10 protein-coding genes and 1 pseudogene are annotated in these 10,735 nt (G+C 63.7%); 2 read left to right on the forward strand and 9 right to left on the reverse strand.

What is annotated here, in order from left to right:
- Nucleotides 1-262, forward strand: a pseudogene (locus ACTS2Z_RS06925) (hypothetical protein); the annotation flags it as partial.
- Nucleotides 263-334: 72 nt separating this feature from the next.
- Here ACTS2Z_RS06925 and ACTS2Z_RS06930 read toward each other — a convergent pair.
- A complete protein-coding gene (locus ACTS2Z_RS06930; protein ID WP_442572491.1) occupies nt 335-1,783 on the reverse strand; it encodes a S41 family peptidase in 1,449 nt (482 codons plus the stop codon).
- 148 nt (nt 1,784-1,931) lie between these two features.
- On the opposite strand from ACTS2Z_RS06930, the gene ACTS2Z_RS06935 reads away from it, so the two are divergent.
- On the forward strand, nt 1,932-3,149 hold the full coding sequence (locus ACTS2Z_RS06935; RefSeq protein WP_442572492.1) for a winged helix-turn-helix domain-containing protein: 1,218 nt from the start codon (nt 1,932-1,934) through the stop codon (nt 3,147-3,149).
- 10 nt (nt 3,150-3,159) lie between these two features.
- Here ACTS2Z_RS06935 and secF read toward each other — a convergent pair whose 3' ends face one another.
- From secF to serS, 8 genes are all read right to left on the reverse strand, one after another.
- Nucleotides 3,160-4,134, reverse strand: coding sequence for a protein translocase subunit SecF (secF, locus tag ACTS2Z_RS06940; RefSeq protein WP_442572493.1), 975 nt, complete (start codon nt 4,132-4,134; stop codon nt 3,160-3,162).
- 15 nt (nt 4,135-4,149) lie between these two features.
- Nucleotides 4,150-5,781: a protein translocase subunit SecD gene (gene secD, locus ACTS2Z_RS06945; RefSeq protein WP_442572494.1), complete on the reverse strand. Its 1,632-nt coding sequence runs from the start codon at nt 5,779-5,781 to the stop codon at nt 4,150-4,152.
- A gap of 35 nt (nt 5,782-5,816) precedes the next feature.
- On the reverse strand, nt 5,817-6,200 hold the full coding sequence (gene yajC, locus ACTS2Z_RS06950; RefSeq protein WP_442572495.1) for a preprotein translocase subunit YajC: 384 nt from the start codon (nt 6,198-6,200) through the stop codon (nt 5,817-5,819).
- Nucleotides 6,201-6,311: 111 nt separating this feature from the next.
- A complete protein-coding gene (locus tag ACTS2Z_RS06955; protein ID WP_442572496.1) occupies nt 6,312-7,229 on the reverse strand; it encodes a peptidoglycan DD-metalloendopeptidase family protein in 918 nt (305 codons plus the stop codon).
- Between the two features lie 107 nt (nt 7,230-7,336).
- Nucleotides 7,337-7,768, reverse strand: a complete 432-nt coding sequence (locus ACTS2Z_RS06960) for a DUF6491 family protein (RefSeq protein WP_442572497.1) — start codon at nt 7,766-7,768, stop codon at nt 7,337-7,339.
- Between the two features lie 95 nt (nt 7,769-7,863).
- Nucleotides 7,864-8,508 carry a protein-L-isoaspartate(D-aspartate) O-methyltransferase gene (locus tag ACTS2Z_RS06965; RefSeq protein WP_442572498.1) on the reverse strand — a complete coding sequence of 215 codons (645 nt, stop codon included), beginning with the start codon at nt 8,506-8,508 and terminating at the stop codon, nt 7,864-7,866.
- An 8-nt stretch (nt 8,509-8,516) separates the two neighbouring features.
- Entirely contained in the window at nt 8,517-9,332 is an 816-nt protein-coding gene (gene surE, locus ACTS2Z_RS06970) for a 5'/3'-nucleotidase SurE (protein WP_442572499.1), read from the reverse strand.
- A partial coding sequence (gene serS / locus ACTS2Z_RS06975; RefSeq protein WP_442572500.1) for a serine--tRNA ligase occupies nt 9,329-10,735 on the reverse strand: 1,407 nt, incomplete at its 5' end. The genes serS and surE, both read right to left, overlap by 4 nt.

Consider the following 10,735-nt stretch of genomic DNA (forward strand, 5'->3'; position numbering starts at 1 on the left):
CCGCATGCCAGCCTCCATGACTGCGGGCAATCTCGGTTTCGGCTACTCGGTAGGCGTCGTCTACGAAGGACAGGGATCAGCCGCGTCCGGGTATCCGGCAGATTTCGGCTGGGGCGGGTATTTCGATACCGACTTCTTCGTCAGCCCGTCGACCGGTGTTGTCGCTCTCATCCTCGCGCAGGAGCAACCCTCCGCCACCACGCCGCCGCAAGGCGCGCGTGCGATCTTCCGCCAGCTCATGCCTGCGGTGGTCAACGAATAGGCTGGTCCGCAACTGCCAGCAAAAAGCCCCCGGCACGTCACCGGGGGCTTTTTTCATGGGAAGGACCTGGCGCTAGTCGGCAAGCCTGTCCAGCAAGGCATCCAGCATGAGGTCGGCTTCGCCGCGCACGGCTGGCGCCGGCAAGGTCACATCAGGTTGCAGAGGATGGGGATGCTCCACCCCGCCGGGCCGCACGATCAGGGCCTTGGGATAGGCGACCAGAAAGCCGGAGTGGGGCAAGGTGAAATGCTCCATCGCGCCATAGGTCGTCGCCATGTCGAGCGTCGTCTCGCCATAGACGGTACCAAAGCCGTAATCCTGGATCAGGGCCGCCACGGTCACCGCGTTGGAATAGCTGTTGCGATTGACGAGCACATGCACACGGCCCTCAAAGCGTTGTCCTTCGCGCGGCTGCGTATAGGGCAGATCGATGGACACCATCTCGCCAGCCTCGTGCCGGGCGAAAATCTCTGCATATCGTTCGCGCATGGAGCCAGTGGCATCTTCCATCGCCTCCAGCTGGGCCTGATTGGCGGCGATAGTTTCCGGGCTGACGCGGACGCGGAAATCGGATGCGAAGCGGAAGGGCCGGTCCGCAAACCAGGCGACTACCGGATCGGAGAAGGACGCATCCCCGCCCCCGTTATCGCGCAGATCCAGAACGAGGTCTGTGGCGCCGCTGGCGATGAAGCCTTCAAAGGCGCCGTCGATGAACCCGCGATAGACAGCAAGCGCTTGAGGATCGTACTGGTCGGCCGAGGTTTCTGCTTCGATATTGTAGAAATCGCCGGGGCGCAGATAGGCGATTTGCGGCGTCAGCATCCGCGCCTCCCGCCCGGCGAGCGAGAAGGCCGCTTGTGCTGGCTCGAGCGCAGACAGGGCCTGAAGCGAGATGGCATTGAGCGTCAGTGAAAGGCGTTCGCCATCGCGCCCGATTTCCACATCGAAGCTCTCCGGCGCGCCGTATTCCAGCCAGATATAATAGGGCTCGCCCAGCGACAGCTGGCCATAGGCAAAGGCAGGCGTTTCGGCGGCGATATTGCGCACCAGGCGGGCAAGCCAGACCGGATTCGGCTCGCCATCAAGGCTGAGTAGCCTGTCCCCTGCCACCACGCCGCTATCTTGCGGCGCAGCCGTGACAATCACCTCACCTGCATGCACGCCAAAGCGCAAGGGAAAGACCGGGCCACCCGCCGCCACCAGTGCCGGCCAGTCAGGGTTGAGGCCTTCGATGCGGGTATGGGCCTGCCGGGCCAGCGCGGCAAAGCGCTGCGCGTCGCGATGAAACTGCGCCCGCGTCACCGGCTCATCGTAGCTGGCGTGCAATTCGGCGAAGCGCGCCTCGAACACGTCGCGCGGCGTCAGGGCAAATAGGTCGGCATTGGCCGATTGCAGACCGGTGTAGAGCCGTTCGAGATCGGCCCGAGCCTCCTGTGGGTTCAGCAGGGTGTCGTCACTGGTGCGGGCACAGGCGCTGGCCGCCAGCAAGGCCAGCAAAGAGAGGGTCAGGAGAGAGCGCATCAGGGTCCTTTCAACAACGGGATAACGTAGACGAGCGGGGATGGCATCCTCGCCGCCGCCTTTACCCGGAGCGCACACCGTGGTGAAAAGCCATGACCTGGGACTCCTGAAGTTCTGACCTTTTTCTCTCCGCCAGCCAGACAAGGCCATGCACGCAGTTTCCGTCATTATCGGTGAGTGGAGTGTCGATGCAGGCGCGAACCGGCTGTATGCGCCGGGCGTGGAGCGCGAGGTCGAGGCACGCGTGATGGACCTGCTGATGCTGTTTGCCGCGCGCGCCGGCGAAGTCCTGTCGCGCGAGGACATTGCTGCCGCGGTGTGGGGGCAGGTCCATGTCAATGAGGACGCACTCAGCCGCAGCATCTTCAAGCTGAGGAAGGCGCTCGGCGACGATGCCCGCAATCCCCGCTTTATCGAGACGGTGCCCAAGCGCGGCTACCGGCTGATTGCCCCGGTCACATGGCCTCAGTCAAACGATGCGCCGGTTCGCGATTACAGGATTGCGGCGCTTGCCGGTGGCGGCTCTGCCATCCTGGCCGTTCTCGTGGCCGGCTTCGCCTTGTGGCAGGCCGTCGGCAGCGATGGTGATGAGCCGCCGATAGGCGCAAGCGCCGCAAGGCTGGAGCGGGCAGACGGGTTCTATGCCCAGTACACCAGCAGCGACAACGCCGCCGCCCGCCGCCTTTACGAAGCAATCCTGGCAGAGGAACCGGCCAACGCCGCCGCACTTGCGGGCCTCGCCAACACGATGACGCAATCTGTCATCCGCTTTGAAGGTGCCGCAGGGGACACAACAGGCCGGACCTCACTCAGCCAGGCGCTCTCTGGCGGATGGACAGACACTGATACCGCCCGCAATCGGCTGGACGACGCTGTGGCACTGGCGCGTGAAGCGACTGAAGCCGATCCCCACCTTGCGCGGGGGTGGCGCGCGCTCGGTCTGGCGCTGGCGGCGCGGCGGGACTTTGAGGATGCTGAACAGGCCTATGAGCGCGCCCTCGTCATTGATCCCGATGACTGGGGAAGTTTGCTCAACATGTCGGAACTCTACCGCCTGACAGACCGCGAGGCGGAGGCAACGCCCTACCTCGCTCAAGCCTGGCTAGCCATGGAACGGCGCTATGGCGATGATCCGGTGGCAATCCGCCCCTGGCACAGCACGACAGGCCTGGCGGTCGCGCGGGCCATGGCGGAGAATGGCGAGACAGCGCAGAGCGCGCTCTGGTACCGGCGCGTGCTGGCACGCGATCCGCTGAACGCGGATGCAGTCCGCGAACTTGCACAATTGCTCGAAAGTTCAGGCGATGCAGAGGGCGCTGCGGCGCTGTGCGCAGGTCTCGCCCGGGCGGGTGGGGAGACCTGCTAGCACGCGGCGTCTAGCTTTCCTGATCCCCGGTATCGCGGCGCACACCGGTGACGGTGAGCAGCGGAGCGGCAACAAAGATCGAGGAATAGGTACCGATCACCACACCCCAGATGAGGGCGAGAGCAAAGCTCTCCAGCGCTGCGCCGCCCATGATGGCCATGGCGATGAGTGCAACCAGCGTCGTGCCCGAGGTAAGGATCGTGCGCGACAGGGTCTCGTTGATCGCCATGTCGAGCACTTGGGCGGTGGGCTGGGACTTGTACTTGCGGAACATCTCGCGGATGCGGTCATAGACCACAACCGTGTCGTTCATCGAGTAACCGACGATCGTGAGGATGGCTGCGATGGTCGGCAGGTTGAACTGGAGTTGCGTGACCGCAAAGAAACCGATGGTCACGATGACGTCGTGCGCCAGTGCCAGCACCGCGCCGACCGAGTACTGCCATTCAAAGCGCAGCCAGATATAGACCAGCATCAGGAAGAGCGAGACCAGCACCGCCGTGGTGCCCGCAACGCGCAGCTCGTCAGAAACCTGCGGGCTGATCACTTCCATACGCTCGAAGCTCACATCCGGGATGGCTTCGGTCAGGGCGGAGGTGACAAGGCGTTGTACGGCCTGCTGGGCCTGGGCGGCATCAAGCGCCTCAAAGCCCTCGAGCGCATTGATTACTTCCGGATCAATCTCGCCGACACGGATCAGCACATCGGACTCGGTGCCAAAGCCCTGCACCTGTACGTCGCCCGGCACGGCCTCGGTAACAACCTCGCGGATCAGTGCAATGTCGGCAGGGCCTTCAGTGCTGATCTCGATGGCAGTGCCACCCCGGAAATCAATGCCGAGATTGAGGCCCAGCGTGAAGAAGGCCGCAACCGAGCCCAGCACAAGGGCAAGCGAGAGCACAAAGGCGCCGGTACGCATCCGGATGAAACCGATATGGGTCTCATCGGGCAGCAGGCGGACTAGGGCGAAAGTGGAAAGGTTCATGGTTCTCTCTCCCGCCTACATCGGCAAGGTCTTGGGCCTGGCAAGGCGCAGCCAGCCTGCCAGCAGGAGCCGTGAGAAGACGAAGGCGGTGAAGACGGAGGTCACGATGCCGATGCCAAGCGTGACAGCAAAGCCGCGCACCGGTCCGGCACCCATCATGTAGAGCACTGCCGCCGCGATGAAGGTGGTCACGTTGGCGTCCAGAATGGCCGACTGGGCATGCTGGTAGCCGTTCTCAATGGCGTTGGTAACGGTGCGCCCGGACCGGTATTCCTCGCGTATCCGCTCGAAAATCAGCACGTTGGCGTCCACCGCCATGCCAATGGTCAGCACGATACCGGCAATACCCGGCAAGGTCAGTGTCGCCTGCAGGCCTGAAAGCCCGCCCATCAGAAGGCAGATATTGACGATCAGTGCCAGCGTGGAGGCCACGCCGAAGAAGCCGTAGGCCAGCAGCATGAACACGATCACCAGGCTGAAGCCGATAATGATCGCGGTCTGGCCGCGCTCGATGGAGTCCTGACCGAGGCCTGCACTCACCGAACGCTGTTCGACCGGCGTCAGGCGCGCAGGCAGCGCACCGGCATTGAGCATGTTGGCAAGGTCTGACGCTGACTGGACGGTGAAGCCGCCATCAATCATGCCCGAGCCGCCCATGATGGGCGAGCGTATGCGCGGCGCGGAAATGATCACATCGTCGAGCACGATGGCAAAACGCCGGCCGACATTGGCCGCCGTTGCGTCACCAAACGCGCGTGCGCCGGACGTGTTGAAGCGGAAATTGACCGAAGGCTGCCCGCCTTCGTTGAACCCTTGCGCGGCATTGACGAGTTGCTCGCCGGTCACCAGCGCGCGGCGCTGAACGGCGAGGAATGGCTCGTTGGGGTCTTCTTGCGGCAGGATGATGACACCCGGCGGTGTGCGCCCCTGCCCGTCAAAGCCCGGATCGACATTGGCTTCCACCATGTGGAAGGTCATGCGCGCCGTGGTGCCGACAATCTCGATAATGCGCTGCGGATCGCTTTCGCCCGGCACCTGCACAAGGACGCGGTCCTCGCCCTGACGCACGATTGTGGGCTCGGTCGTACCCGTGCCGTCGATACGGCGGCGGATGACCTCGACCGACTGGGTGACGGTGCGGCGCTGGATTTCTTCAAGAGCTGCCTCGGTGATGCCGACGCGGATCGTGCGGCCGTCCTCATCAGGCTCGATGGAGAGCGTGTCGTCCATGCTGGCCTGACCGAAAGAGTTGGAGACCGGCTCGTTGATCTCGCGCAGGCGGCGCAGCGCTGCCTCCATGTCATCGGGGCGCGAGAGCCGCACGACGACCTGGTTCTCGATTACGGCAGGTGCGGCCGTCAGGATGGCCGGCTGATTGCGCAGCACCGTGCGCACATCATCGCTCAGACGCACAAGGCGTTCAGCGCGCACCTCTTCCATGTCGACCTGGAAGACCAGGTGAGAACCGCCACGCAGGTCGAGACCGAGATTGAGCGTATCGCTCGGCAAGGTCGACCAGACGCCTTGCGGCTCTCCGTCCGGGCCGTAGCGCGTGCTCTCCGGCACGAAGTTCGGCAGAAGGAACAACACCCCGAGAAGGATGGTTCCAAGGATCAGGGCGATTTTCCAGCGGGCAAAATAAAGCATGGCAGGAAGCAGATAGGACGCAGCCGCGCGGCGCGCTAGCTGCGCGCATCCTCTTGGCTGTCGTCCGTGTCTTCCTCGTCACGGCGCGAGCGCGACGGCTCGGTGCGCGCACGCACTTCCGAAATCGTATGACGCAGCACTTTCACGCGCACGCCTTGCGCCAGCTCGACCGTCAGCTCGCTGTCGGCCACACGCGTCACCTTGCCGATTAGGCCACCCGCGGTCACGACTTCATCGCCGCGGCGCAGCGATTCCACCATTTCGCGGTGCTTCTTGACGCGTTGTTGCTGCGGACGGATCAGCAGGAAATAAAAGACGACAAAGATCAGGATGAACGGAAAGAGCTGGATCAGCAGAGCGGTCATCCCGCCGCCACCACCGGCAGCAGCAAGCGTTACGGAGTCAAGAAAAGCGGGCATCGTGTCACGTCCTTAAAGGCAAGGGGAATTTGCGCGGGACTATATCCACGCGCGCCAAAGGCGCAACTCGCATCGGCGTTCCGTGCTCAGTTGCCGCACGAAGGCCGCCTATCAGCGGCGCGGCAGGTATTCCATGGGGTTGACGGGCGTGACCCCGCGCCGGATCTCGAAATGCACCTGGACCCGGTTGGCAGAGCCGGACGACCCAGCTTCCGCGATGACGGCCCCTGCCTCCACCTGCTGGCCGACAGATACGCGCAGTACCGAGTTGTGGGCATAGGCGGTCACCCAGTCACCATGGCGCAGGAGTACTAGCTCGCCATAGCCCTGAAGCTCATTGCCGGCATAGACCACCTCGCCCGCAGCAGCGGCGCGCACCGGCTCGCCGACATTGGCCGCGATGCGGATACCGTCATTGCGCCGTCCGCCGGGCTGGGCGCCGAAATTGGCGACGACCTGCCCGTCATGCGGCCAGCGGAATTGCGGCGCCCCGGCAGCGGGACGTGATACCGGCGCAGGTGTCGATGCAGGCGGTGTTGTGGAGGGTGTCTGCTGGGCCGGGCGCTGGCTCGGCACCGGCGGGTTGTTCGCCGCCACCTGCACCGGGCGAGCCGAGCCGGAAAGCTGCAATTCCTGGCCCGGGTGAATGGTGTAGGGCGCGGGGATACCGTTGATCGAGGCCAGTTCCTGCAGGCTCATCCCGTGACTGACGGCGATCCGGTAGAGATTGTCACCGCGCTGGACGACATAGGTGCGCGCGCCGCCGGGCATCACCAGCACCTGCCCGTCCCGCAAGGTATAGGGCGCGGCGATATTGTTCTCGGCGGCGAGATCGAGCCAGCGCACACCGCACCGCTCGGCGATGCCGCTCAGCGTGTCGCCGCGCCGCACGGTATAGCGAGCGCCGCAACCGGCCGCCTGACCGGACGAAACAGAGGACGATGACGGGGCTGATCCGTTCTGGCGTATCGGCTCTGGCCGCGAGGCACAGGCAACCAGCGACGCACTCAGCGCCGCAAGAGCTGCCAACCGAAACGCCTGCGTGATCATCAATCGCCAATCCTGCCGTACCGTCCGGTACCAGCGCGCATCATGGCGCGGGAGCGTTAATCACGCGTTAGCCACGATCAGACGCATCAGCGCGAGGCGCTGTCACCGTCCTGCACCGGCGTCAGGCTTTCAAAGCTGCCAAGCCCGCAGCTGCCGGCCAGATGCCCCGAACCACCGCTATCAATCACGTTCACGATCTCGTTGCGGCAGAGCTGCGAGCCTGGAACCGAGTATTGCAGGTAGGTGTGCGAGCTGGCCGCACTGGTGCAGCGCCCGTTGACGACGTTCAGGAACATGTCGCCATTGCGCATCTCGACCAGGAAGTGCCGGTCGTCGAGCGGCTGGATCGAGCGCACACGCGTCAGGCCGATACAGGTGCGGGTCTCGCCCGTACGCTCATAGCCGGCAAGGCGCTCGGCTGCGGCTTCGGACATTTCTTCTTGCGCAGAGGCGGCAAAGGCCGTCGCGCCAAGCGCAAGACTGGCCATCAGGCCGGTGGAAAGCATGCGGTGTTTCATATGGATATCTCCCTGAAATTCGCGAACCAGCCCCACGAACAAGGATCAGGGCTGGGGCCGCTGGCGTCAAGCGCGGCCGTCTTCACGTTTACGCGTCAGAGAGACCGCGCGACACCTTCAACCAGAGGGACAAAACGCACATCGAGCAAAGGTTCCTCGAAAATCCCGTCCGGCTGCACCCGGTAGCGGACGAGCGTCTGTACCGGGCCGTTCTGCACCGGAGCGATGCACACACCCCCTTCACGCAGCTGGGCGAGGAGGCCATCGGGGCGCTGCGGCGCGGCGGCCGTGACGATGATGCGGTCAAAGGGTGCCTGTTCGGGCCAGCCTTTCGTACCGTCCCCGATGCGGGTCACGATATTGGTCAGGCGCAAGGCCTCGAAGCGTCTGACTGCCTCCTGGCTCAGCGTGCGATAGCGCTCGATTGTGTAGACCCGGCGGCACAGGCGCGAGAGCACAGCGGCCTGATAGCCCGACCCGGTGCCGATCTCGAGCACCTTGCACCGGTCTGTCACTTCCAGAGCCTGCGTCATCAGCGCGACGATGAGGGGCTGGGAGATGGTCTGGCCACAATCAATGGGAAGCGGCCGGTTCTCATAGGCCTGATCTGCAAAGCTCTCCGGAACGAAGACGCCGCGCGGGGTGCGCTCCATCGCGGCGAGCACCTGCTTGTCACGCACACCGGCATTGCGCAGGGCCATGACCAGCTCGATGACGCGCGTGTCAAAGCCCCCGCTCATGGCTGGCCTCAGCTCGCGTCTGGCGCGTCCACCGGACCGCCCAGATGCTCGGCCAGGCGGTCGCGCGTGGCATGGTGGGTCAGGTCCAGATGCAGCGGCGTAATGGAAATCCGCCCCTCATAGATGGCCCGCAGATCGGTGCCGACCGCCGGGGTGGACGGGCGTCCCTCGAACCCGATCCAGTAATAGGCCTGACCGCGCAAATCCTCGCGGCGCACGGTCTTGATATTGTGCTGGTCACGCATGCCCTGCACCGTCACCTCGATGTCGTGGACATCTTCCGGCTCGCGGTCGGGGAAGTTGACGTTCATCACGACATTTTCCGACCAGCGCTCTTCGAGCAGCTTTTTCAGGATGACCGGACCAAACGCGCTAGCCGTCTGCCACTTTATCGTGTCACGGCCTGAAAAGCCGTAGGCCTGCGAGAAAGCGATCGAGGGAATGCCCATCTGGCGGCCTTGCATGGCACCCGCCACCGTGCCCGACACGGTCACGTCCTCGGCAATGTTCTGGCCCCGGTTGACGCCGGACAGCACCAGATCGGGCTCCTTGCCCTCGATAATGTCATTGATCGCCATCAGTACGCAGTCTGCCGGCGTACCGGTGACCGCATAGCGCTTGTCCGCGACGCGGCGGGCGCGAAGCGGCGAGTTCAGCGAAAGCGCGCGGCTCATGCCGGACTGTTCCTCGGCCGGTGCCACCACCCAGACATCATCAGAGATCGTCTCGGCGATTGCACGCAGCACTTTCAGGCCGGGCGCACGGATGCCGTCATCATTGGTGATGAGGATGCGCGGATTATCGCCAGTGAAGAGCTTGCTCATGCCTTCAGCACCTCGATACCGCCCATATAGGGACGCAGCGCCGCCGGAATGGTCACCGAGCCATCCTCATTCTGGTGATTTTCCAGAACTGCCAGAAGCGCGCGGCCGACAGCCACGCCCGAACCGTTCAGCGTGTGGAGATATTCCGGCTTCTTCTCGCCCTCCCGCTTGAAGCGGGCCTCCATGCGGCGGGCCTGGAAATCCCCGCAATTCGAGCAGGACGAAATCTCGCGATAGGTGTTCTGGCTGGGCAGCCAGACCTCGAGGTCGTAGGTCTTGCGGGCGCCAAAGCCCATATCGCCGGCACACAGCAGCATGACGCGGTAGGGCAGTTCGAGCGCGCGCAGCACCGCTTCGGCGCAGCCCGTCATGCGCTCCAGCTCTTCCTCGCTCTCTTCGGGCTTCACGATGGAGACCAGCTCCACCTTGTAGAACTGGTGCATGCGCATCAGCCCGCGTGTATCCCGCCCCGCCGCGCCGGCCTCGGAGCGGAAACAGGGCGTATGCGCCGTCAGGCGCATAGGGAAAGCGCTTTCAGCATGGATCGCGTCGCGCACCAGATTGGTCAGCGAGACTTCGGCGGTCGGGATGAGATAGTGGCTACTGTCGAATTCGCCGTTTTCTATTTGAGTAAGTAAGTTCGGAACCGCTTGTTGACCCAAATGCTTTCCGAGGCCCTCCAGAAACTCAAGGAAAACCTCTTTTCGATTATCACCTTCCACATGCTCGTATAATTTCATGAGCATATCGTAGTTTCTGTCTGTGTATTCGCTTGCAATTTCTCGCGACATTTCACTTTGCCGCTCCGCTACCTTGTCCCAGTCCGTAGTTCTAGCGACAAACAGATCCTCGCCAAACTTCGGCAGCTGGCCCGTCCCGAACATGGCCTCGTCACGCACCAGCAGTGGTACGCTCGTTTCCGAATAGCCATGCTCGGTCGTATGCATGTCCAGCATGAAGGCTGCGAGGGCACGCTCCAGCCGGGCAAGCTGGCCTTTCAGCACCGCAAAACGCGCGCCCGACATGGCAGCAGCCGCCTCGAAATCGAGCCCGCCCAGCCCCTCACCGATAGCGACATGGTCTTTCGGAGCAAAGGCAAACTCTTTGGGTTCGCCCCAGCCGCGCACTTCCTCATTGTCGTTCTCGCCCGCGCCTTCGGGCACATCGTCGAACGGCATGTTGGGCAGGGAAGCCAGTTCCAGGCGCAGCGCCTCGTCAGCTGCCTTCTGCGCCGTCTCGGCCTCGTCCATCTGGCTCTTGAGCGCATCGACCTCGGTGCGCAGCTGGTTGAACAGCGCGTCATCACCCTTGGCCTTTGCCTGACCGATCAGTTTCGACTTGGAATTGCGCTCGGTCTCCAGCTCTTGCAGGCGCGCCGTCGCTTCACGCCGCTTCGTGTCGAG

The organism is Glycocaulis sp., assembly GCF_052168375.1.
In the GTDB taxonomy this organism is placed as follows: Bacteria; Pseudomonadota; Alphaproteobacteria; order Caulobacterales; family Maricaulaceae; genus Glycocaulis.

Excerpts from the sequence above, each read along its gene's own strand:
- ACTS2Z_RS06930 (WP_442572491.1), bottom strand. The coding sequence starts at position 1,783 with ATGCGCTCTCTCCTGACCCTCTCTTTGCTGGCCTTGCTGGCGGCCAGC.
- ACTS2Z_RS06935 (WP_442572492.1), top strand. The coding sequence starts at position 1,932 with ATGCACGCAGTTTCCGTCATTATCGGTGAGTGGAGTGTCGATGCAGGC.
- secF (WP_442572493.1), bottom strand. The coding sequence starts at position 4,134 with ATGAACCTTTCCACTTTCGCCCTAGTCCGCCTGCTGCCCGATGAGACC.
- secD (WP_442572494.1), bottom strand. The coding sequence starts at position 5,781 with ATGCTTTATTTTGCCCGCTGGAAAATCGCCCTGATCCTTGGAACCATC.
- yajC (WP_442572495.1), bottom strand. The coding sequence starts at position 6,200 with ATGCCCGCTTTTCTTGACTCCGTAACGCTTGCTGCTGCCGGTGGTGGC.
- ACTS2Z_RS06960 (WP_442572497.1), bottom strand. The coding sequence starts at position 7,768 with ATGAAACACCGCATGCTTTCCACCGGCCTGATGGCCAGTCTTGCGCTT.
- ACTS2Z_RS06965 (WP_442572498.1), bottom strand. The coding sequence starts at position 8,508 with ATGAGCGGGGGCTTTGACACGCGCGTCATCGAGCTGGTCATGGCCCTG.
- surE (WP_442572499.1), bottom strand. The coding sequence starts at position 9,332 with ATGAGCAAGCTCTTCACTGGCGATAATCCGCGCATCCTCATCACCAAT.